General features: G+C 61.6%; 21 protein-coding genes and 1 tRNA gene. 15 read left to right on the top strand and 7 right to left on the bottom strand.

The annotated features are described in order from the left end of the window. Position 1 precedes the first annotated feature (1 nt). The 5 genes from yacG (at position 2) to ACQZ6J_RS06115 (ending at position 5,609) form a co-directional block, all read left to right on the top strand. On the top strand, positions 2-217 hold the full coding sequence (yacG, locus tag ACQZ6J_RS06135; protein WP_163986883.1) for a DNA gyrase inhibitor YacG: 216 nt from the start codon (positions 2-4) through the stop codon (positions 215-217). 196 nt (positions 218-413) lie between these two features. Beyond that, a tRNA-Phe gene (locus tag ACQZ6J_RS06130) sits at positions 414-489 on the top strand. 336 nt (positions 490-825) lie between these two features. Further along, complete coding sequence (locus tag ACQZ6J_RS06125) at positions 826-2,772, top strand: PrkA family serine protein kinase (protein ID WP_163986882.1); 1,947 nt, start codon at positions 826-828, stop codon at positions 2,770-2,772. 18 nt (positions 2,773-2,790) lie between these two features. Beyond that, positions 2,791-4,062: a YeaH/YhbH family protein gene (locus tag ACQZ6J_RS06120; protein ID WP_449082640.1), complete on the top strand. Its 1,272-nt coding sequence runs from the start codon at positions 2,791-2,793 to the stop codon at positions 4,060-4,062. Continuing rightward, on the top strand, positions 4,059-5,609 hold the full coding sequence (locus ACQZ6J_RS06115; protein WP_163986880.1) for a SpoVR family protein: 1,551 nt from the start codon (positions 4,059-4,061) through the stop codon (positions 5,607-5,609). Before ACQZ6J_RS06120 ends, ACQZ6J_RS06115 begins: the two co-directional genes overlap by 4 nt. Before the next feature lie 13 nt (positions 5,610-5,622). Here ACQZ6J_RS06115 and ACQZ6J_RS06110 read toward each other — a convergent pair whose 3' ends face one another. Continuing rightward, positions 5,623-7,074 carry a DHA2 family efflux MFS transporter permease subunit gene (locus ACQZ6J_RS06110; RefSeq protein WP_449082637.1) on the bottom strand — a complete coding sequence of 484 codons (1,452 nt, stop codon included), beginning with the start codon at positions 7,072-7,074 and terminating at the stop codon, positions 5,623-5,625. Between the two features lie 55 nt (positions 7,075-7,129). On the opposite strand from ACQZ6J_RS06110, the gene ACQZ6J_RS06105 reads away from it, so the two are divergent. Beyond that, positions 7,130-7,288, top strand: a complete 159-nt coding sequence (locus ACQZ6J_RS06105) for a hypothetical protein (RefSeq protein ID WP_163986878.1) — start codon at positions 7,130-7,132, stop codon at positions 7,286-7,288. On the opposite strand, the gene ACQZ6J_RS06100 is transcribed toward ACQZ6J_RS06105, so the two are convergent. From ACQZ6J_RS06100 to ACQZ6J_RS06080, 5 genes are all read right to left on the bottom strand, one after another. After that, complete coding sequence (locus ACQZ6J_RS06100; RefSeq protein ID WP_449082635.1) at positions 7,285-8,151, bottom strand: DUF6030 family protein; 867 nt, start codon at positions 8,149-8,151, stop codon at positions 7,285-7,287. The genes ACQZ6J_RS06105 and ACQZ6J_RS06100 overlap by 4 nt on opposite strands. A gap of 214 nt (positions 8,152-8,365) precedes the next feature. Continuing rightward, positions 8,366-9,076 (bottom strand): copper homeostasis protein CutC, encoded by a 711-nt coding sequence (locus ACQZ6J_RS06095; protein WP_449082796.1) that lies wholly within the window; start codon positions 9,074-9,076, stop codon positions 8,366-8,368. Further along, positions 9,066-9,992 (bottom strand): ROK family protein, encoded by a 927-nt coding sequence (locus ACQZ6J_RS06090; protein WP_449082633.1) that lies wholly within the window; start codon positions 9,990-9,992, stop codon positions 9,066-9,068. Before ACQZ6J_RS06090 ends, ACQZ6J_RS06095 begins: the two co-directional genes overlap by 11 nt. Positions 9,993-10,079: 87 nt before the next feature. After that, positions 10,080-11,432: an ATP-binding protein gene (locus ACQZ6J_RS06085; RefSeq protein ID WP_449082631.1), complete on the bottom strand. Its 1,353-nt coding sequence runs from the start codon at positions 11,430-11,432 to the stop codon at positions 10,080-10,082. Beyond that, on the bottom strand, positions 11,429-12,088 hold the full coding sequence (locus tag ACQZ6J_RS06080; protein ID WP_163986873.1) for a response regulator: 660 nt from the start codon (positions 12,086-12,088) through the stop codon (positions 11,429-11,431). The genes ACQZ6J_RS06085 and ACQZ6J_RS06080 overlap by 4 nt, the downstream gene beginning before the upstream one ends. 225 nt (positions 12,089-12,313) lie before the next feature. On the opposite strand from ACQZ6J_RS06080, the gene ACQZ6J_RS06075 reads away from it, so the two are divergent. From ACQZ6J_RS06075 to ACQZ6J_RS06035, 9 genes are all read left to right on the top strand, one after another. After that, positions 12,314-12,769 carry an RbsD/FucU family protein gene (locus ACQZ6J_RS06075; protein ID WP_449082629.1) on the top strand — a complete coding sequence of 152 codons (456 nt, stop codon included), beginning with the start codon at positions 12,314-12,316 and terminating at the stop codon, positions 12,767-12,769. Positions 12,770-12,837: 68 nt separating this feature from the next. Next, positions 12,838-13,791, top strand: coding sequence for a sugar-binding transcriptional regulator (locus ACQZ6J_RS06070; protein WP_163986871.1), 954 nt, complete (start codon positions 12,838-12,840; stop codon positions 13,789-13,791). A gap of 146 nt (positions 13,792-13,937) precedes the next feature. Beyond that, positions 13,938-15,254, top strand: coding sequence for an ABC transporter substrate-binding protein (locus tag ACQZ6J_RS06065; protein ID WP_163986870.1), 1,317 nt, complete (start codon positions 13,938-13,940; stop codon positions 15,252-15,254). A gap of 147 nt (positions 15,255-15,401) precedes the next feature. Then, complete coding sequence (locus ACQZ6J_RS06060) at positions 15,402-16,274, top strand: carbohydrate ABC transporter permease (RefSeq protein ID WP_163986869.1); 873 nt, start codon at positions 15,402-15,404, stop codon at positions 16,272-16,274. Position 16,275: 1 nt separating this feature from the next. Next, positions 16,276-17,118 carry a carbohydrate ABC transporter permease gene (locus ACQZ6J_RS06055; protein ID WP_449082626.1) on the top strand — a complete coding sequence of 281 codons (843 nt, stop codon included), beginning with the start codon at positions 16,276-16,278 and terminating at the stop codon, positions 17,116-17,118. Between the two features lie 11 nt (positions 17,119-17,129). Next, positions 17,130-18,128: an ABC transporter ATP-binding protein gene (locus ACQZ6J_RS06050; protein ID WP_163986867.1), complete on the top strand. Its 999-nt coding sequence runs from the start codon at positions 17,130-17,132 to the stop codon at positions 18,126-18,128. A gap of 149 nt (positions 18,129-18,277) precedes the next feature. Continuing rightward, positions 18,278-19,759 carry a mannitol dehydrogenase family protein gene (locus ACQZ6J_RS06045; protein WP_449082623.1) on the top strand — a complete coding sequence of 494 codons (1,482 nt, stop codon included), beginning with the start codon at positions 18,278-18,280 and terminating at the stop codon, positions 19,757-19,759. A gap of 95 nt (positions 19,760-19,854) precedes the next feature. Continuing rightward, the gene (locus ACQZ6J_RS06040; RefSeq protein ID WP_449082621.1) at positions 19,855-20,529 is read left to right on the top strand and encodes an HAD family hydrolase; all 675 of its coding nucleotides are present in this window, start codon (positions 19,855-19,857) and stop codon (positions 20,527-20,529) included. A 20-nt stretch (positions 20,530-20,549) separates the two neighbouring features. Beyond that, the gene (locus ACQZ6J_RS06035) at positions 20,550-22,133 is read left to right on the top strand and encodes an FGGY-family carbohydrate kinase (protein WP_449082619.1); all 1,584 of its coding nucleotides are present in this window, start codon (positions 20,550-20,552) and stop codon (positions 22,131-22,133) included. An 8-nt stretch (positions 22,134-22,141) separates the two neighbouring features. Here the strand turns inward: ACQZ6J_RS06035 and ACQZ6J_RS06030 are convergent, their stop codons facing one another. Then, entirely contained in the window at positions 22,142-22,993 is an 852-nt protein-coding gene (locus ACQZ6J_RS06030; RefSeq protein ID WP_449082794.1) for a MurR/RpiR family transcriptional regulator, read from the bottom strand. Between the last annotated feature and the right edge of the window lie 205 nt (positions 22,994-23,198).

Here is a 23,198-nt window from a genome sequence, read left to right as displayed (position 1 = left end):
CATGACGAAGGCTGAGGAAATCAAGGTGGGCTCCAAGGTCGAGCCGCTGCGCAAGACGCGTCCCTGTCCGGAATGCGGCCGTCCCTCGGTGCGTGACCATTATCCCTTCTGCTCGGATCGCTGCCGCTCCGTCGATCTCTCCCGGTGGCTCAACGGCTCCTATGCCATCCCCGTGGCCGAGGATGAGACGAAGGCCGACGGCTCCGATCAGGACTGAATGCCGTTTTCCAAAACCGTTCGATCTTACGAACTCATTCATTTTGTTCGCGAATTGTCAAAATTCGATTTCCTGTCAAAAAAGAGTCATTTGCTGCTGGACATGGCCGAACAAGATGCTATAACCCCGCTCGCTTCCGGGGCGAACCAACCGCCCAGCGCCTCCCAAGGCTCTTCCTTCGACGCGAAGCTCGGATGCCCAGATAGCTCAGTTGGTAGAGCAGCGGATTGAAAATCCGCGTGTCGCTGGTTCGATTCCGGCTCTGGGCACCATCTTTTCTCCCCAATCATGCGCACAATGAAACTCGACGCTGGCTTCGACCAATTCAGTTTTGAGATCGGGTATTCGCATGAATACCCGCCAAAGGTGCTCGTCGATGTTATGCAGAGCGTCGCGTGTGGTGGTTGGTCGCAACAATCCCAGGGTTGCGTTTCATTAATTCGGTGGGCGATCCCATCAAGATATTGATGACATTCGGAATCAAGCGTACGAATTATTGACAGATCACCTATTGATTCGAAGCGAGTCATACCGCACCTTAGATATAGCGGGATAAGTGATCTCGTTAAGTCCAGCGTTTATTTGCAATAGCAAGCTAACGGGGCGCCATGTTAAACAACGATGTGCTATTCAACACGTTCGCCCGTTCTTTCGAAGCACGGCGCGAAATCGAGATGTCATTCTCCGAATACCTGGAAGGGTGCCGGGATGACCCGCTCATGTACGCGAGTGCGGCAGAGCGGTTGCTGGCAGCGATGGGCGAGCCGGTGCTGATCGACACGGCCAAGGATACCCGCCTTGGACGTATCTTCATGAACCGGACCATCCGGACTTATCCGGCCTTCGCTGGCTTTTTCGGCATGGAAGAGACGATCGAACGCATCGTCGCCTTCTTCCGCCATGCAGCCCAGGGTTTGGAAGAGCGCAAGCAGATCCTCTATCTGCTCGGGCCTGTCGGCGGCGGCAAATCCTCGCTCGCCGAGCGGCTGAAATCGCTGATGGAGGTGCATCCCGTCTATGTGCTCAAGGCCGGCAACGAGTTGAGCCCGGTCTTCGAAAGTCCGCTGAGCCTGTTCGATCCCGTCACCACGGGGGCGATGCTCGAGGAGCGATACGGCATTCCGCGCCGGCGGCTGACCGGACTCATGAGCCCGTGGTGCCTGAAGCGCCTCGAAGAATTCGAGGGCGATATTTCTCGCTTCAAGGTCGTTCGAATCCAGCCCTCGCGGCTACGGCAGATTGCCGTCGCCAAGACGGAGCCGGGCGACGAGAACAACCAGGATATTTCCTCGCTGGTCGGCAAGGTGGATATCCGCAAGCTCGAAAGCCTGGCGCAGAACGACCCAGATGCCTACAGCTACTCCGGTGCGCTGAACCGCGCCAACCAGGGCATTCTCGAGTTCGTCGAGATGTTCAAGGCGCCGATCAAGATGCTGCATCCGCTGCTGACGGCGACGCAGGAGGGCAATTACATCGGCACCGAGAATATCGGTGCGATACCCTTCTCGGGCATCATTCTGGCGCACTCCAACGAGTCGGAGTGGCAGACCTTCAAGGCCAACAAGAACAATGAGGCGTTCATCGACCGCATCTGCGTCGTGAAAGTGCCTTATTGCCTGCGGGTCACCGAGGAGCAGAAAATCTACGAGAAGCTGATCGAGGAATCCGAGCTCAGCGACGCGCCCTGCGCGCCGTCGACGCTGGAAACGCTCGCCCGCTTCACGGTCCTGACGCGACTTTCCAAGCACGAGAATTCGACCGCTTTCTCCAAGCTTCGGGTCTATGACGGCGAGAGCCTGAAGGAGACCGATCCGAGAGCGCGCAGCGTGCAGGAATATCGCGATTCGGCCGGCGTCGACGAAGGGATGGACGGCGCGTCCACCCGCTTTGCCTTCAAGGTGCTGGCGGCGACCTTCAACTACGACACGACCGAGGTCGGCGCCGATCCGGTGCATCTGATGTACATGCTGGAGCAGGCGATCCGCCGGGAACAGCTGCCGCTTGAAACCGAGAAGCTCTATATCGAATTCATCAAGAGCGAACTCGCACCGCGCTATGCGGAGTTCATCGGCAACGAAATCCAGAAGGCCTATCTGGAATCCTATTCGGACTACGGCCAGAACCTCTTCGATCGCTATGTCGACTATGCCGACGCCTGGATCGAGGATGTGGATTTCAAGGATCCCGACACGGGCCAGCTTCTCGACCGCGAACTCCTGAACCAGGAGCTCACCAAGATCGAAAAGCCGGCCGGTATCGCCAATCCGAAGGATTTCCGCAACGAGATCGTCAAGTTCTGCCTGCGGGCGCGGGCGAGCCACGGCGGCAAGAACCCGTCCTGGACGAGTTACGAGAAGATCCGCGAAGTCATAGAAAAGCGGATGTTCTCCCAGGTCGAGGATCTGCTGCCCGTCATCTCGTTCGGATCCAAGAAGGATGGCGAATCGGAAAAGAAACATGGTGAATTCGTCGAGCGCATGATGGCGCGGAGCTATACCGAGCGCCAGGTTCGGCGGCTTGTGGAATGGTACATGCGTGTGAAACAGGCGGGATGAGCCACCAAGGAAGAAGGAATGCACATTGTTGACAGACGCCTGAACCCAGGCGGCAAAAGTCTGGAAAATCGTCAACGATTTTTGCGAAGAGCAAAAGCGCTGGTGCAGAGAGCGGTTTATGAATCCTCTCAGAAACGCGACATTCAGGACATTCTGAAAGGTGGCGAAATCAGCATTCCCCTGGATGGAACCGAGGAACCCCGGTTCCATCGCGGCCCGGAGGGCCTGAAGGAGCATATTCTTCCCGGTAACAAGGACTTCATCGAAGGCGACATCCTGCCGCGGCCTGAAAGCGGCGGCGGGAAGCCGCGAGCCGGCGGCGACGGCACCGGAGAGGATGCCTTCCGCTTCATCCTGACGCGGGACGAGTTCCTCGATCTGTTTCTCGACGATCTCGAACTGCCTGACCTTGCCAAGCGGCGGCTGATATCGGCCGATCAGATCAACCCGGTACGCTCAGGCTATTCGGTGACGGGATCGCCCGCCAACCTTGCCATCAACCGCACCATGCGGCTGGCGATGATGCGTCGCGTGGCGCTGCATCGGCCGAAGCCGGAAACGGTCGAGAAGCTCATCGAAGAGGCGGAACAGTGCACGGACGAAAAGCGCCGCGCGCAGCTCGAAGCCGAGATCAAGATGCTGGAATCGAAGGTCCGGCGCATCCCCTATATCGATCCGATCGACATCCGCTACCGGCGTTTCGAGAACGAGCCGAAGCCGGTGGCGCAAGCCGTCATGTTCTGCCTCATGGACGTATCCGGTTCGATGACCGAGCACATGAAGGATCTCGCCAAGCGCTTCTACATGCTGCTCTACATCTTCCTGACCCGGCAGTACCGCCGTGTCGAGATCGTCTTCATCCGGCATACCGACGTGGCCGAGGAGGTGGACGAGGAGATCTTCTTCCGCAGCCCGGCGACCGGCGGCACGCAGGTTTCGAGCGCGCTGGAGGCGATGCGGCGCATCGTGCACGATCGCTTCCCGGCTTCGGACTGGAACATCTACGCGGCACAGGCTTCGGATGGCGACAATGCCTATTCCGACAATGCGACGACGGCAGCGCTGATGACGAGCGATATCCTGCCGATCTGCCAATACTTCGCCTATCTCGAAGTGGGTGAATCGCGCAGCGTCGCGATCTCGTCAGGCTCGGCGATCTGGTCGCTCTACGAGCGGATCCAGGCGGCCTGGCCGGTGCTTTCCATGCGGCGTGTCAGCGATCGCAGCCAGATCTATCCGGTCTTCCACGATCTCTTCCAGCGCCGGACGGCGGAAACAAGGAGCGGATGATGGCGAAGGCATCGATGGAACGGCTTTTCGAAGGTGCGGACTGGGATTTTGCCACCATCCAGCGGATCCACAATGCCTGCGAGAAGATCGCCATCAACGAGCTCGGTCTCAACGTCTATCCCAATCAGATCGAGATCATCACCGCCGAGCAGATGCTCGACGTCTATTCCTCGATCGGCATGCCGCTGTTCTATAGGCACTGGTCCTTCGGCAAGCACTTCGCTCATCACGAGGCATTCTATCGCAAGGGCCTGCGCGGCCTTGCCTATGAGATCGTCATCAACAGCTCGCCCTGCATCTCCTACCTGATGGAGGAGAATACGGCGACGATGCAGGCGCTTGTGATCGCGCACGCAGCCTTCGGCCACAACCACTTTTTCAAGAACAACTATCTCTTCAAGCTCTGGACCGATGCCGAAGGCATTCTCGACTATCTCAATTTCGCCAAGAGCTATGTCGCACGCTGCGAGGAACGCTACGGCCATGCCGCCGTCGAGCGCACGCTGGATGCCGCGCACGCACTGATGTCGCACGGCGTCCACCGCTATGCCGGCAAGAAGACGCCGGATCTGCGCGACGAGGAGAAGCGTGAGCGCGAGCGGCGCGAATATGACGAGAAGATCTTCAACGATCTTTGGCGCACCGTACCCACCGGACATGGCAAGAAGACCCTCGACCTCGATCTGGAGCGGCGGCGTTCGCTGGCCGGCCTGCCGCAGGAGAATATCCTCTATTTCCTGGAAAAGATGGCGCCGCGCCTGAAGCCCTGGCAGCGCGAGATCATCCGCATCGTGCGGCATGTCGCGCAGTATTTCTACCCGCAGAGCCAGACGAAGGTGATGAACGAGGGCACGGCGACCTACGTGCATTACCGCATCATGACGCGGCTGCACGAACTCGGCGGCATCGGCGACGGCGATTTTCTGGAGTTCCTGAAATCGCATACCAACGTGGTCTTCCAGCCGACCTTCAACGATCCCCGCTATTCGGGCCTCAACCCCTATGCGATCGGCTTTGCCATGATGCAGGATATCGAGCGCATCGTGACGAGGCCGAAGGAGGAGGACCGTCAGTGGTTCCCGGAGATCGCCGGCACCGGAGACGCCATGGCGGTGCTGCGCGATCTCTGGGCGAATTATCGCGACGAGAGTTTCGTCGCGCAGTTCCTGAGCCCGCATCTGATGCGCAAGATGCGCATGTTCCGGCTGACGGACGATCCCGAAGAGGAAGAGGGGCTAAGGGTTGCGGCCATTCACGACGAGCGCGGCTATCTGCGCATCCGGCGGGAACTGTCGCGGCAATATGATGTCGGCTGGATCGATCCGCATATCGAGATCGTCGATGTCGACCTTGCCGGCGACAGGCGGCTTCTGGTCAGGCATACCGTGCTGAACGGCGCGCTGCTGGACGATATGGATGCCAAGCGCGTGCTGCAGCACCTGGCCGATCTCTGGAGCTACGACGTGCTGATGCAGGAAGCCGATCGCTCCGGCACGGTGCTTCGCGAGCATCTCGTTCATCCCCGCGCTTCGGCGCTCGCCGCTTAAAAGACCCGATCACCTACGACGATCTTTGGGGCCGGCGCTGGTGCCCGCTCACCTGCGCGCCGTCCTCCGGCTGCAGCTTGAGGAAGGCGGGTATGCCGAGCAGCGGGATCACCGACATCAGCAGGAACGCCGTGTGGAATTTCTCCGGCGTCAGCGATGACCCATCCAGCGTGACAACACCGAGCAGCATGGCGGCGACGGAGACGCCGAAGCTGACGCTCAATTGCTGCAGCACGCCCCCGAGACTGGTCGCGCGACTGAGCTGGGCGGCCGGCGTATCGGAATACGACAGGGTGTTGGAGGTCATGAACTGCGCCGCACGCGCCAGCCCGAAGATGAAAACGTAGACGATGATGAACCAGTGCGGCGTGTCGGGCGTGATCAGGGCGAAGCCGGCAACGACGGCGGCCCCGAAAACGGCGCTCCAGGTCAGGATGCGGTCGAATCCGTATAGCTTCAGCAGTTTTACCGACACCGGCCGCACGGCGAGCGCGCTAAGAGCGCTGACGAAGGTCAGCGTGCCCGAGACGATCGGGCTCAGTCCGAAGCCGACCTGCAGCATCAGCGGCAGCAGGAAGGGCACGCCGTTCAGCCCGACGCGACAGATGCCGCCGGCCAGCGTGCCGATGCGGAACGTGCGCAGCTTGAACAGGGTGAGGTCCACGGCCGGAGATTCCGCCGTCCTCGCATAGCGGATGAAGCCGACCAGCAGCAGGCCGGCGGCGGCGAGAACGAGGAAGATCGCCCAGATCGGGATTGTCGGCCGGCCGACATTCTCGATCCCGTATTGCAGCAGCACGCAGCCGAGGCCGACCATGACGAAGCCGGGAAAATCGAACCTGATCGTCGCGTCGCGTTCGGTATCCTCGACATAGCGCAGCGCCATGGCCATGCCGATCAGGCCGAAGGGCAGGTTCACCCAGAAGATCCAGCGCCAGGAAAGATAGGTCGTCAGGAAACCGCCGAGCACCGGCCCGATCACCGGGCCGATGACGGCGGGCAGGGTCATGTAGGTCATGGCCGTCACGAGCTGGCTGCGCGGGAAGCTGCGGATGAGGATAAGGCGTCCGACCGGCGTCATCATCGCGCCGCCGAAGCCCTGCAGCGCGCGCATCGCGATCAGCATGGGCAGGCTGGTCGCCAGGCCGCACAGGATCGAGCCGATCGTGAAGATGAAGAGGGACAGGGTGAAGATGCGGCGCGCGCCGAAGCGATCTGCAAACCAGCCGCTCACCGGAATGAACATGGCGAGCGTCAGGATATAGGTCGTCACCGCGAGGTTCATGCGCACCGGAGTCGTTCCGAGGCTTCTGGCAATATCGGGGACGGCGGTGATGAGGATAGTCGAATCGAGCTGTTCCATCAGGAAGGCCACGGCGACCACGGCGGGAATGATATAGCGCAGGCTCGGGTCACGTTCGACCGCGAACGTCTGACCCTGCGGATTGGGGTTTGTCGAATCCATTAGATGTCATAGCTTTCCAACGCCTGGCTGGGGGCGGGCGTATTGAACGATTTGCATGAATCCCTTCGGAAACCGCCTCGTGCTCTCGGGAAACATGGTGCTGCCGGCCGGTGATCCGCCGACCTTCGGAATCGTCGCCTATATGAGCACCATCCATGGCGCAGCGCAACAAAAACCGGGCCGCGCAGACGCCCAAGTGAAGCACATGGCCTAGTTGGTGGAAGAGGGGGAGGGCAATGTCCAGCGCGCCTTATCGAAGACGATGGCCGTGCGGATCTGTTCGGGCGCCGTTCTGCGCAATTCCAGCTGCAGGTTGAAGCTGTTGTTGCTCTGGAACTCCTTGAAAAAAGCGAGCTTTGCGCCGAAAGCCTGCAGGGTCACGTCCTGCAATGCGCCGATCGCATCCAGCGAGCCCTGGAAGTCCAGCCAATGTGTTTCGTTCAGCAGAAAGACGACGGTATCGACGAAGGTTCCGGCGATGGCCTTTCCATCGTCATTGTCGGGCATGATCACTTTAATGCGAACAGTCTCGAGTTCGCCGGACGGCTTGCCGCGGGCGATGATGAAGAAGGATGCCGCGTTGGCGTTGCCAGGAGCGCCTTTCTGGAGGGCGTAGCTGCATTCCGACGTGCCGGCGCCCAGCTCGCTTTGCTGCCATTCCCCCACGGACAGGCCGAATTTTTCGAGATCGGCGCAGAGCACCGGGCCTGATATCCGCCAGCTGCGCACGAAAGCGCTCAGCAAAGCGTCGACCGGGGCATCCAGCAGGTGGGATCTCTTTGCGGGCGATTGTCGGATGGCGGCCTCACCCGTCGGCTTTATGCGGTCGTGCCTCGGCGCTCCGGCTGCTGTCATTGGCACTTGTTCGGCTGGCGTGTTTGCCGCAGCGGCAGGTGCCGGTTGCTGCGCCTGGGCGGATTTTGGCGGCATAGGGGCCGGCTGCTGTTCCGGCTGGGGAAACAGATTGAGATGATAGCGGCTATCCAGCGCCCTGAGATTGCGCATGTTGTTGGCCAGAAGTGCCGTTGCCAGGATGATCGAGCCGATGACAACGGCCGCAATCCAGAAGACAGCCATGCTTTTCTTGCGAGGTGGCGCCACCGACATGGTTCAGATCACAGCTGCTCCCGAGGAAACTTGCCCTGCTGCAATAACTGTATGTTGCGCAGCCAATCCATGGCTACAGCATATGCGTTTATGAACGATTGAGCATCCTAAAGTTTCTTTGTCGATTCATGATCTTGCCCAAAGCCCGTCGCGATCTCCGGGGCTCGTTTCCGGGCAGCCCATCTCAGGCGAAATATGCCTTGAGCGCCTTGACCGTCGCGGCATCCGTGCGGCGTGCCGAGGGGGTGGAAAAACCGAGGGCGACGACGCGCTCGTCCGTCTCGGCGACGGTTGCGGAGCAGGAAGCATGTATTTCGCTGATCTGGAGGCGCGGCCATAGCTGGCCGGCCGTCGCCAGCGTCACGCCGGAGCCGGGCATGATGGAGATGCGGCCGGCGGCGGCGGCGATTGCCTGTTCGAGCACAACGATGCCTTCCGCGGCGGTTTTCGCGCCGCCCGATGTCAGGACGCGCTCGAAACCGAGGGAAATCGCCATTTCCACGGCCTCCTCGATGTCAGGCACAAGATCGAAGGCGCGATGCAGCGTCTTGCCGAGACCTTCGGCACGGGCCGCAAGAGCCGCAAGCATGTCGAAATCCAGCCGTCCGTCCGGCAATGACGCGCCGAGCACCACGCCCGGCAATCCGGCGTCGCGCGCCGCGTCTATATCGGATTTCATGATCTCAAGCTCGTCGGCGGAATAGACGAAGCTGCCGGCGCGCGGACGGATGATGGCATAGGCGGGAACGGGCATCTTCGCCGCGGCGGCCATCAGCCCGGCGCTCGGCGTCAGCCCGCCGAGCGGGAGCGCGCTGCAAAGCTCGATGCGGTCGCCGCCGCCGGCGACGGCAGCCTTCACGCCGGCAATATCCTCGACGCAGACCTCAAGCAGCATGGCCGCGGTCTCCGGCATGTTGCAGGCCCAGCAGGGCGGCGCCGATGAGGCCCGGCTCCAGCTTGCATTGGCTCGGCACGACGAGCGGCCGGCCGAATTTGCGCAGGGTGCGGGTGCGCACGACCTCGTCCAGACGCGCCAGGAGCGGCTCGACGTTGGAGAGGCCACCGCCGACCGGGACGATCGTCGCCCCTGTTATGTTGATCGTCAGCGCCAGCGGCGAGGCGACCAGATCCACCATGACGTCGATCGTGCGTTCAGCATCCTCGTCACCCTTCAGCCACCTTCCGATGATGTCTTCGCTGGAGAGTGTCGCTCCGTGCAGCGTCTTGTGCAGGCGTTCGATGCCGCGGGCTCCGCCGACCGTATCGACACAGCCTTTCTGGCCGCAGCCGCAGGCATAGGCGGGAATGGCGGCCGGCGGGTTGCCGGCGAAGGACGCGATGATGGGGCCGTGTCCCCATTCCCCGGCAAAGCCGCCGGCCGCGTTGACCAGACGGCCATCCGCGACAAGACCGCCGCCGACGCCGGTGCCGAGAATGGCGCCGAACACGATGCGATGGCCACGGCCCGCACCGGACATGGCTTCGGCCATGGCGAAGCAATCGGCATCGTTGGCGATCAGCACGGGATAGCCGAGTTCCGCTTCCAGGTCGGCGGCAAGGCGCCGGCCGTGAATGCAGGGGATGTTGGCGCAGGTGAGCGCCTGCGTATCGGGATCGACGACGCCGGCGATGGAGAAGGAAAGGCAATCCGGCTTCTCGCCCGCTTCGGCGATGACATCGCGCAGGGCTGCGACGAATTGCGCAAAATCGTGCCCCGGCGTCGGGCGCCGCGCCAGCGGCACGATATCCGTCATGGAGCGGGCAATGCCGCCTTTGATGGCGCTGCCGCCGATGTCGAAGGAAACGATCATATATACCGACCTGCTGGAAACATGCGGCCTTGCTCGCACCCTTTGCGGGTCTTTGCAAGATCAATCCTTTGGCGGACCTTGACGCCATCAGCCGGCCGGCAGCGTGATCCTGGCCTCGAAGCCGTCGGTTCTGCCCGTGGCCGGCGACAGCAGGTCGAGGTGTCCGCCGATCTGCTCGACGATGCGCTCGACGATGGAGAGCCCGAGGCCGGAGCCCGCCGCCTTGGTCTTGCCGCGCCAGAAGCGTTTCTTCAGGCCGACAAGCTCATTGGCGGAAAGCGCAGGGCCGCCGTTGATGACGCGCACGGTCCGGTCGTCGACGCCAACGGTTACCTCGTCATCAGCAGGGCCGTGGATCAAGGCGTTTTCGATCAGATTGCGCATGACGATGGCGAAGGCATCGATATCGAAATTGCGGATCAGCTTTTCCGTCGTGCCATTCTCGAGCAAGACGCGGCCGGCGGTGTCGGTGTCGCGGTCGTAGTCGCCGATCACGGTTTCGATGACCGCGACGAGATCGATCGGCTTGTCGCCCGTGCCGATACCGGCCTGCGCCCGGGAGAGCTGCAGCAGCTTTTCCGCCAGCCGGCCGAGATTGGAGAGCGACGTCTCGATGCGACCTGCGCGCTCCGTCAGCTGCCCCTGAGGCAGCTCGGCGATCAGGCGCTGAGTCTGGGCAAGCGCGCCCGCGATCGGGGTGCGCAGCTCATGGGCGCTGTTGGCGGTGAACTCCCGCTCGGCTTCGAGTGCCGAGCGCAGGCGGTCGAGCAGCAGGTTGACGGAGCGGGCGATCGGCTGCAGTTCGCGCGGCAGCGTTTCGCTTTCCAGCGGCACCATGTTGCCGCTGTCCTTGGTGGCGATCTGCGAGCGCAGGCGGTCGATCGGCCGTAGCGAGCGGCCGACGACGACCCCGATGGCGACGATGCTGGCGGGAATGAGGGCAAGCAACGGCCAGAGCAGCGCGACCCCGCTTTCGCGCGATGCTTCGCGACGGTTCTTGAAGGCATCGGCGACGTGCAGGAAGATCGTGCCGTCTGCCGACGATTCCGTATAGATCCGGTATCGCGGCGTGTTGTGGAAGCCGATCTTCAGCGGCACGTCATAGGCCGTTGCCGGCGCATCGTGGGAATGCAGGATGACCTTTCCGTTCGCATCCAGCACCTGGTAGGTCAGATATTCGCGGTTCAGCCCCCTGTTGAGCTCCTCCAGGCTCTGCGGATCGCCCGAATGGTCACGATTGGCGAGATCGTCGAGCACCAGGGGCAGCAGCCGTTCGGCGGTTTCCTGCAATGCGCCATCGAAGGTCTCGGAGAGTTCCTTGTTGACCACATAGACGCCGATGCCCACGGCAATCAGCCAGAAAACGACGACGGTGCCCGTGAGGGCCGTGATCAGGCGCCGGGTAATGCTGGCGCGGCTTGGCTCTTTGCTTTCTGTCATCGCTCACCCAGGCAATAGCCGACGCCGCGGGCCGTCTTTATGCGGTCCTTGCCGATCTTCTTGCGCAGGCGGCTGACATAGACCTCCACCGTGTTGCTCTCGATCTCGGAGCCGAAGGCATAGAGCGCTTCCTCTATCTTGTCCTTCGAGACGATGGCGCCCGGCCGGGTGACCAGCAGGTCGAGCACCGCCCATTCGCGTCCCGTGAGGATCACGTCCTTGCTTCCCAGCCGGACGCGACGCTGCGGCTGGTCGATTTCGAGGTCGCCGATACGGAGCGTCGGTTGCGGACTGCCGGCATAGCGACGGGCGACCGCCAGGATGCGGGCGGTGAGTTCGCCGAGATTGAACGGCTTGACGAGATAATCGTCGGCGCCGCTGTTCAGCCCCTCGATGCGATCGGAGATCTGGTCGCGCGCGGTGAGGATGATGACCGGGGTCTCGTCGGGCCTGCGACGCAACCGCTTGAGAAAATCAATGCCGCTGCCGTCGGGGAGCTGCAGGTCCAGCAGGATGAGGCCATAATTGACGGCGCTCGTGACTTCGGCGGCGTCTGTCAGATTTTTCACCCAGTCGACGGCGTGGGGACCTGCCGCGATATGGTCGCGAACCGCACTGCCGATCGTGTCGTCGTCCTCCACCAGAAGAATGCGCACCTGCACCTCTCAACCATTGACCGGGCTTCAGTTAATGCCGACGAACCTATCGGGTCAATAACGGCCGAAATAAGCCGCAGCCGGATGCACATGTTCCCAGCCTGCCGGTCTGCCGAAAACGTTCCCGGCGGCTATGGACAGACAGGAACGCGATGGTTACTTGTTTGCGCGGAGAACGAAGCGGCCCGGCATGGCCGCATCAGGCTACTGGAGGATGCTTCGATCATGCTGAAGGGAATTTCACCGCTGCTGAATGCGGACGTGCTCTATGCGCTGCAATCGATGGGGCATGGGGACATGCTCGTCGTGGTCGACACCAATTTCCCGGCGGAGGCGATCGCGAGCCAGACGGTCCTGGGCGAGCTGCTGCGCATCGACAACGTGTCGGCCGCCGAGGCGATCGCGGCGATATTGTCGCTGATGCCTCTCGATACGTTCATCGACGACGCCGCAACGCGCATGGAAGTGGTTGGAGCGCCGGAAGAGGTGCCGCAGGTTCAGCGCGAAGTGCAGGCCGCGATCGACAAGGCCGAGGGCAAGCACTGGCCGCTGTCGCCGGTCGAGCGCTTCGCCTTCTATGAGCGCGCCAAGGATGCCTATTGTGTGATTCAGACGGGCGAACGCCGCTTCTACGGTTGTTTCACCTTGACCAAGGGCGTCATCCCGCCGGAGACTGAGTGACCCGGCACGGATGGTCCAGGTGGCGGGCAGGAATGCTGCGCGGGGCACTGTTTCGGTAAAGGAATGCGATGGCGAGGAAGCTGGATTCCCAGGGGCGGCTTGACGATGCGGCACGGGCCGGATGGCTCTATTACGTCGCCGGCCGGACGCAGGACGAGATCGCCGTCGCGATGGGAATTTCCCGGCAGTCGGCACAGAGGCTGGTGTCGCTCGCCGTCGCCGAGCGGCTGATCAAGGTACGGCTGGATCATCCGATCGCCGCCTGCCTGGAATATGCGGCAGCGCTGAAACAGAAATTCAATCTGCGCCATGTCGATGTCGTGCCGAGCGATCCGGATAGCACGTCCTCCACCATCGGCATTGCCGAAGCCGGCGCCGCCGAGATCGAGCGCTGGCTGCGACGCAGCGATCCGATCGTGCTGGCGATCGGCACGGGCCGTACGCTCAAGGCCGCGGTCGATCAATTGCCCGGTATCGAATGTCTGCAGCATCGGGTGGTGTCGCTGACCGGCAATATCGGCCCGGACGGCTCGGCCGCCTATTACAACGTCATTTTCAGCATGGCCGACGTCATCAAGGCGCGGCACTTCCCGATGCCGCTGCCGGTGCTGGTGTCATCGGCCGAGGAGCGCGAGTTGCTGCATGCGCAGGCGCTGGTGCGCTCGACGCTCGATATCAGCGCGCAGGCCGACGTGACCTTCGTCGGTATCGGCGAGATGGGAGTCGAAGCGCCTCTCTGTCTCGACGGCTTCCTCGAAAAGGACGAGATGCTTGCGCTGATGGAGCGTGGTGCCGCGGGCGAGATCTGCGGCTGGGTTTTCGATGGTAACGGCAAGCTCATGCCCGACGATGTCAACGAGCGCGTCGCGAGCGCGCCCCTGCCGTCGCGGGATACCTGTACCGTCATCGGAATCGCCAAGGGACGGCGCAAATTCGACGCCATCAAAGCCGCTGTCGTCGGGCACCAGATCAATGGTTTGATCACGGACGAGGCAGTTGCCGAATTTTTGCTCAGGGTTTGAGCAAAAAATTTAAACAATAGAAACAAATAGATAGATTGTTTGCGCGGCAATGCAGCAACGATTCCGCATTGACATTTTGTCGCAAGAAGTGAGTAATTGCCCATGAGCAAAGCGAATGCTCATCTTTGGTCTTCTGGGAGGAAGATATGAAATTGAAAACTTTACTGCTGGGCGCCTGCTCGGCGCTGATGTTTGCCGGCTTGGCATCCGCTGAAACCCTCACGATTGCAACCGTCAACAACGGCGACATGATCCGTATGCAGAAGCTTACGGACGATTTCAAAGCCAAGAATCCCGATATCGACCTGCAATGGGTCACGCTTGAAGAAAACGTATTGCGCCAGAAGGTTACGACCGACATCGCCACCAAGGCAGGCCAGTACGACGTGTTGACCATCGGCACCTATGAAGTGCCGATCTGGAGCAAGCTCGGCTGGCTTGCGCCGCTCGACAAGCTTTCCGCCGACAAGGACTATGATGTGGATGACCTTCTCCCGGCCATTCGCAGCGGTCTGACCACCGACGGCAAGCTCTATGCAGCGCCGTTCTACGGCGAAAGCTCGATGGTCATGTATCGCAAGGACCTGTTCGACAAGGCCGGCCTGAAGATGCCGGACGCGCCGACCTGGGACTTCATTGCCGATGCAGCCCGCAAGATCACCGACAAGGACCATGAAGTCTACGGCATCTGCCTTCGCGGCAAGGCGGGCTGGGGCGAAAACATGGCATTCCTGACGGCGATGTCGAATTCGTTCGGCGCGCGCTGGTTCGACGAGAAGTGGAACGCACAGTTCGACCAGCCGGAATGGAAGGACACGCTGAGCTTCTACGTCAAGCTGATGAAGGACGCCGGCCCTCCGGGCGCTTCTTCCAACGGCTTCAATGAAAACCTGGCTCTGTTCCAGTCCGGCAAGTGCGGGATGTGGATCGATGCCACGGTTGCCGCTTCCTTCGTCGCCGACCCGAAGCAGTCGAAGGTCGCCGACAATGTCGGCTTCGCACTGGCTCCGGACAAGGGCCTCGGCAAGCGCGGCAACTGGCTCTGGGCATGGAACCTCGCCATCCCGGCCTCGTCGAAGAAGACCGAAGCCGCAGAGAAGTTCATTTCCTGGGCAACCAGCAAGGAATACACCAACCTTGTCGCACAGAAGGAAGGCTGGCTGAACGCACCTCCCGGCACCCGTACGTCGCTCTATGCGAATGCGGACTACCAGAAGGCAGCCCCCTTCGCGAAGATGACGCTCGACTCGATCAACTCGGCTGACCCGACGCATCCGACCGTCAAGCCGGTTCCGTATGTCGGCGTCCAGTTCGTCGCCATTCCCGAGTTCCAGGGTATCGGCACGGCCGTCGGCCAGCAGTTCTCCGCTGCTCTCGCCGGCCAGATTTCCGTGGACCAGGCTCTGAAGGCTGCCCAGCAGCTGACGGAACGCGAAATGAAGAAGGCCGGTTATCCGAAGTAAGGGCCTTCGAAGCAAAGGAAAGCAGCGCCCCCTCTCGAGCACTGCTTTCCACTAGGCCGCCGAGCGCCGAACTGCCCTTGGCGGCCCTTTTCGTTTCAGCCGATCCACGGCCACCTCTTCCTTGTTAAAGATAGGTCGGTACTTGCCATGGCAACGTTGCACACCCGTTCGACCGCGCGCGTCATGATGGCGCCATCGGTTCTGCTTCTCTTTGCGTGGATGATCGTTCCACTCGTGATGACGATCTATTTCTCGACGCTGAACTACAATCTGCTGTCGCCCGGCGCGCATGATTTCATCGGTTGGCTCAACTACGAATACTTCGTCACCGACCCGGCTTTCCTGAGTTCGCTGATCGTGACGCTGCTGCTCGTCGGCGGCGCGTTGCTGATTACCGTCATCGGCGGCATTGCGCTGGCGCTCCTTCTTGATCAGCCGATCTTCGGCCAGGGCATCGTGCGCATGCTGGTGCTTGCGCCGTTCTTCGTGATGCCGACGGTCGCCGCCCTCATCTGGAAGCACATGTTCATGAACCCGGTGAACGGGCTTCTGGCGCATCTCTTCAGATTGTTCGGGCTGGATCCGCTGACCTGGCTGGAGACGGTGCCGCTGCTGTCGATCATCATCATCGTCGCCTGGCAATGGCTGCCTTTCGCAACCCTCATCCTGCTGACCGCCCTGCAGTCGCTGGACGAGGAACAGAAGGAAGCCGCCGAAATGGATGGCGCCGGCCCGGTCTCGAAGTTCATCTACATCATCCTTCCGCATCTGGCGCGCGCCATTACGGTGGTGATCCTGATCGAGACGATCTTCCTGCTGTCCGCCTTCGCCGAGATCCTCGTCACCACCAACGGCGGTCCGGGCACGGCGACGACGAACCTGACCTACCTTGTCTATTCGCAGATCGTTCTGTCGCAGGACGTCGGCGGCGCATCGGCAGGCGGCATCATCGCCGTCATCCTCGCCAATATCGTCGCTATCTTCCTGATGCGCGCAGTCGGCAAGAATCTGGAGGCTTGAGATGGCACGCAAGATCACCACGCAACGCAAGATTTTCGTATCGGTTGTCGCCTGGGCCGTGGCGCTCCTCATCTTCTTCCCGATCCTCTGGACGATCCTGACGAGCTTCAAGACCGAGGGCGACGCCATTGCCTCGCCGCCACAATTCCTCTTCTTCCACTGGACGCTGGAGAACTACGTCGAAGTGCAGTCGCGCTCGAACTACTTCCTCCATTTCGCCAACTCCGTCATCATCGCCTTCGGTTCGACGATCCTCGGCCTGATCGTCGCCGTTCCTGCCGCCTGGGCCATGGCGTTCTCGCCGACCAAGCGGACCAAGGACGTGCTGATGTGGATGCTGTCCACGAAGATGATGCCGCCGGTCGGCGCGTTCATCCCGATCTACCTGCTGTTCCAGGGGTTCGGCCTGCTCAACAACCAGTTTGCCAGCCGGCTCGGCATGGTCGTCGTGCTGATGCTGATCAACCTGCCGATCATCGTCTGGATGCTCTACACCTACTTCAAGGAAATTCCCGGCGAGATCCTCGAGGCGGCCCGCATGGACGGTGCGACGCTCGCCAAGGAGATCATCTACGTGCTGACGCCGATGGCGATCCCCGGCCTTGCCTCGACGATGCTGCTCAACATCATCCTCGCCTGGAACGAGGCCTTCTGGACGCTCAATCTCTCGTCCGTCGACGCAGCGCCGCTGAGCACCTTCATCGCCTCCTATTCCAGCCCGGAGGGCCTGTTCTATGCCAAGCTTTCGGCGGCATCGACCATGGCGATCGCTCCGATCCTGATCCTCGGCTGGTTCAGCCAGAAGCAACTCGTTCGCGGCCTCACCTTCGGCGCGGTTAAGTAAGGAAGACAAGCATGGGTAGCATTGTTCTCAAGAAGGTTTCCAAGGTCTTCGGCGAAGCCAAGGTCATCCCTTCCATCGACCTCGAGATCGACAATGGCGAGTTCGTCGTGTTCGTCGGCCCGTCCGGCTGTGGCAAGTCCACGCTGCTGCGTCTGATCGCCGGCCTCGAGGATGTTTCCGGCGGGCAGATCCTGATCGACGGCAAGGACGGCACCAATTTGAAGCCGTCCGACCGAGGGCTTGCCATGGTGTTCCAGTCCTACGCTCTCTATCCGCATATGAGCGTGCGCAAGAACATCGCCTTTCCGCTGAAGATGGCGAACATGTCGCAGGCGGAAATCGATAAGAAGGTGGCGGACGCCGCGCGTGTCCTGAACCTGACGGATTATCTGGAGCGCAAGCCGCGCCAGCTCTCCGGCGGTCAGCGCCAGCGCGTCGCCATCGGCCGCGCCATCGTGCGCCAGCCGGCGGCCTTCCTGTTCGACGAGCCCTTGTCGAACCTGGACGCGGCGCTGCGCGTCAACATGCGCCTCGAAATCAGCGAGCTGCACCAGCAACTGAAGACGACGATGGTCTACGTGACGCACGACCAGGTCGAAGCCATGACCATGGCCGACAAGATCGTCGTGCTCAACCGCGGCAACATCGAGCAGGTGGGTTCGCCGCTGGAGCTCTACCGCAGCCCGCGCAATCTCTTCGTCGCCGGCTTCATCGGCTCGCCGAAGATGAACTTCGTCAAGGGCGCCTATGCCCAGAGCCTCGGCGGCGACACCATCGGCGTGCGCCCTGAGCATGTGGTGCTGTCGACCAGCTCGGGCGACTGGCAGGGCAAGGTGCTGGTTGCCGAGCATCTCGGTTCCGACACCTTCCTGCATATCGACGTCGACGGCATCGGCACGGTGACGGCGCGCGGTTCGGGCGATTTCCCGGCCCGGGCCGGCGATACCGTCTACCTGACGCCGGACAAGACGCATATTCACCGGTTCAATGCCGAGGGGCTGGCGATCTGAGCCAAGCGCCAAGCCCATGCGCGCCGCCCGCGCATGGGGAACGCACCGATCCCGGTCCGCCCGGATATTTGCGGGCCGGAAAGCATACCAGCCGGAGCGGCCTTTCCCAGTCGTCCGGAGCCAGAGACCTTTCCAGAAGGACTAGAGACATGACGTGCAAATTATCGCTCGCAACTCTCCAGGAGGCGGCAGCAAAGGCGGCCATTCCTGCTTACGATCCGAAATCGCTTTCGGCGGGCATCGTGCATTTCGGTGTCGGCAACTTCCATCGCGCCCATCAGGCCGTTTATCTCGACGATCTTTTCAACGCCGGCCAGAACCATGACTGGGCGATCATCGGCGCGGGCGTGCTGCCCTCCGATGCTTCCATGCGGGAGAAGCTTGCCGCCCAGGATTTTCTGACGACCGTGGTCGAGCAGGACAACAACCGCACGGCTGCGCGCGTCACCGCGCCCATGATCGACATCCTGCCGGTCGGCGACGCCAAGGCCATCATCGCCAAACTTGCCGACCCGACGATCCGCATCGTCTCCATGACGATCACCGAGGGCGGCTATTTCATCGATGCCTCCGGCAAGTTCAATCCCGCGCATCCGGCGATCGTCGCCGACGGGCAGAATCCGGATGCGCCGAAGACCGTGTTCGGTCTGATCGTCGCCGGCCTCAAGGCGCGCCGCGCCGCCGGCGTGCCACCCTTCACCGTCATGTCCTGCGACAACATTCCCCACAACGGCGGCGTCACCAAGGCTGCGGTCGTCGGCACCGCGCGGCTGTCCGACCCGGCCTTCGCCGATTGGATCGCCGCGAACGTCGCCTTCCCGAACGGCATGGTCGACCGCATCACGCCGGCGACCGGTGCGCGCGAGATCGACCTCCTCAAGGAAGTCTTCGACATCGAGGACAACTGGCCGGTCTATTGCGAAGAGTTCAAGCAATGGGTGCTGGAGGACAATTTCCCGGCCGGCCGTCCGGCGCTGGAAAAGGTCGGCGTGACTTTCGTGTCCGACGTGACGCCCTATGAGCACATGAAGATCCGCATCCTCAACGGCGGCCATGCGGCGATCGCCTATCCGGCGGCGCTGATGGATATCCATTTCGTGCATGAAGCCATGGAAGAGCCCTTGATCCGCGCCTTCCTCGCCAAGCTCGAGAACGATGAAATCATTCCGGTGATCCCGCCGGTGCCGAATACCGTGCTTGCGGATTACTTCAAGCTGATCGAGCACCGCTTCGCCAATCCGAAGATCGCCGACACCATTCCGCGTCTCGCGCAGGACGGCTCCAACCGCCAGCCGAAATTCATCCTGCCTTCGACGGCCGATCGTCTTCGCCGCGGCGAGGATATCGTCGGCCTCGCGCTGGTCTCGGCGCTTTGGTGCCGATACTTCGCGGGCAAGAGCGACAGCGGCAAGGACATCGTCTTCAACGATGCCAGCGCCGACCGACTGCATGAAGCCGCCCTCAAGGCGAAGGACGATCCGAATGCCTTCCTCGTCTTCGATGACATCTTCGGCGATGTCGCCAAGTCGGATCTCTTCCGCAAGCGCTTCGCGCATGCCCTGAAAACGCTGTGGGAAAAGGGTACCCGCGTCACCCTGCAGCTATACTTGGACAACAAACTCGCGGAATAACTTTCAAACGGCCGGAGTTCTCCTGTTCCGGCCGTTTTCCATTGTCGCGCGTATTTCGAAAGCGGGACAGCAACAGAATTCGGGTTGGATCTGCGATGACGAGTGAGGGAACAGGCCTCGTAATCTTCGATTGCGATGGTGTGCTTGTGGATAGCGAGCCGCTGTCCGTCGGCGTGCTCATCCAGGCGATGCACGATGTCGGCGTGGATATGAGCGAGGAGGATGTCTACAGCCGCTTCCTCGGCAAGAGCCTGGCGACGCTCGTCGATACGATGCAGACGGAATTCGATGTCTTCATCGACCAGGCATTTCTCGATCGCATCCGCAACGATCTCTACGAGCGCTTCAAGCACGAGCTGAAGCCGATCGACGGCATTGCGGCGACATTGGATGCGCTTTCGCTGCCGCGTTGCGTCGCCTCTTCGAGCCAGCTGGAGCGCATCCGCCTGTCGCTGGGCGTGACCGGCCTTCTCGGCAAGCTGGAGCCGAACATTTTCAGCGCCAGCATGGTCAAGCGCGGCAAGCCTGCGCCTGATCTCTTCCTCTACGCGGCCGAAAAGATGGGCGTGCCGCCGAAGGATTGCATCGTCGTGGAAGACAGCCCGGCGGGCATTACCGCGGCGCGCGCGGCCGGCATGACGGTCTTTGCATTTACCGGCGGCTCGCATGCGCATTCGCCGAGTTACCGGGCGGAACTGGAGCAGCTTTCGCCGGAAGTCGTGTTTGACGCAATGCCGGAATTGATACAACTTGTCCGCAACAAGAGATAAGTGGTCGGGACCTCTTTTGCATGCGTGATCACGTAGTTGCGGTCGATATCGGCACAAGTAGCGCACGCGCCGGTGTCTTCACGGCGAGTGGCTCGTTGCTGGCCAAGAGCGAGCATCCGATCCTGATGAATCGCCCGCGCGAAAACCACGCCGAGCACGATTCCGAAAACATTTGGGCCGCCGTCTGCACTGCCGTTCGCTCGGCCGTGAATGCCTCCGGCGTCGATGCATCCGTCATCGGCGCGATCGGCTTCGATGCAACCTGCTCGCTGGTCGTGCGCGATCGCGATGGCGGGCAGCTCACCGTTTCCACGGGCGGCGAAAGCCGGTTCGACACCATCGTCTGGCTCGATCACCGCGCGCTCGCCGAGGCAGATTACTGCACGGCCACGAAGCACGAGGTTCTGGACTATTCCGGCGATTTCATGTCGCCGGAGATGGAAATGCCGAAGCTGATGTGGCTGAAGGAGAACCTGCCGCAAAGCTGGGCGCAGGCCGGTTATTTCTTCGATCTTGCCGATTTCATGACCTGGAAGGCGACGGGCTCTCTGGCCCGGTCGCGCTCGACGCTGGTGGCGAAATGGAACTACCTCGCCCATCGCGAGCCGGGCTGGCAGGCCGATTTTCTCAACGTGATCGGCCTTGGCGATCTGCGGGAACGCGGCGGCCTGCCCGAGGAGAGCGTTCCCGTCGGCAAGAGCATCGGCACTTTGACGGCCGAAGCGGCCGAGGCGCTGGGGCTCGATCGCGCATGTCACGTCGGCGCGGGCATGATCGACGCCTATGCCGGGGCGCTTGGCGCGCTTGCGGGCCATGCCGGCGATGCCGGTACGTTGGAGCATCAGCTGGCGCTGATAGCCGGCACCTCGAGCTGCGTCGTCTCCTTCGCGCGGGAGCGCAAGCGCAGCACCGGCATGTGGGGACCTTACTACGAGGCCGTCTTTCCGGGCATGTGGCTTGCCGAGGCCGGGCAGTCGGCAACGGGCGCGCTTCTCGACCACATCGTCAGTATGCATGCGGCCGGCGGTCCGCCGACGGCGGCCCTCCATGATCGTATCGTGCGGCGCATTGCCGAGCTGCGGTTTGCCGAGGGCGATTCCCTCGGCGGGCGTATCCATATATTGCCCGATTTTCACGGCAACCGCTCGCCGCTCGCCGATCCGCATGCGCTCGGCGTCATCAGCGGCATGACGCTGGACGCCTCCTTCGACGGTCTCTGCCGTCTCTACTGGCGCACCAGCGTCGGCATCGCGCTCGGCATCCGCCACATCCTCGAGCGGATGCGGGATTATGGCTATGTGCCCGACACGCTGCATGTCGCCGGCGGCCATGTGAAGAATTCGGTGCTCATGGAGCTCTATTCCGATGTGACCGGCTGCAAGGTCGTGATGCCGAAGATGAACGAGACGGTGCTTCTCGGCACGGCGATTGCAGCGTCCGTCTCCTGCGGTCTCCATGAGAGCCTGGGGGCGGCGGGTGCTGCGATGTATCCGGGCAGTCACGAACGGCTGCCGGATGCCGAAAAGCAGGCGCTTTACGATCGCGACTACAGGCGCTTCCTCGCCATGTACCGTCATCGCGCGGAACTGGATGCCATGGAATAGCCGGCGGTTTACCTGAGCGGCGCGTGGACGAACATGCCTTGAAGTTCTTCTATGCGGCGGCTCCGGATTTCCGCCGTTTCGCCCGCGGCATGGATGACAGCCACCGCCAGATATTCCAGCAGCGACATCATGGCGGGGAGGTTCTCGGGACCGTTGGCCCGCTGGGGCGGCAGGGACAGCGTGACGTTTGCGAATTCATGCGCCCATTCGGTAAACTGGCCCGTTACCAGCAGCACCTTGCATCCGGCCCGGCGTGCGGAGCGGGCCAGCAGGCGCGACGAGACGAAGCTTTGAGAGTCCACGACGACAAGCACCCCGTCATCGGACGGTCCGCCAAACAGCTCGATGTAACTGCCGTTGGCGCCGTCGAGGAACAGGACCTGATCGCGGGCAAAGGTCAGGCGATCGCTGAAATAGCGTCCGATCCCGGCAAGGCCGGGATGGGAGGTGACGAAGACACTTCCAGAGGACAGGATCGTTGCGACCGCCTCCTGCCATTGCGGCTGGCCGGCGAGGTTGTAGATATGCTGCAGCATCTCGACCTGTTCGGCGATCTGGGTCGCAAGCGGGCGGCCCTCGCTGGCATCCTTCTGTAACTGTTCGAGCACGCTCGGCAATTGCGACGCCAGCGCGGGCGCATTTTCCTTGAGGTGGACCTTGATACCGTCCAGCCCGTGATAGCCGAGCGAGCGCAAGAAACGTCCCACCGTCATCGGGCTCAGCTCAAGCCTGTCGGCAACCGAAGAAGCCGTTTCGAACGGCAGTTCGTTCAGGTGCTCGGAGAAATACTTAGCAATTCTTCGCTCGGCCGGAGTGCCGACCTTTATATATTGCTTAAGTCTCTGGCTGAGGTCTTCCAAAGTTTGCGCCTCGTCGATGGTCTTTCCGTTGTCTGGTTGCACAAATTTCTGCATCAATCGGCCATGCAAATCTAATCGGATTGCCGATCTTGTTTTGATTGTTGTTCTTAATGTGAAGCACAGAATATATTAGTGTAATCTGTATTACAATAATTCAAATTTTTAATTGAGCATACTCATATATCCGCGCGAGATATTGATATCG

This window comes from Rhizobium sp. A37_96, from assembly GCF_053521765.1.
This window is presented reverse-complemented; position numbering and strand designations above follow the sequence as displayed.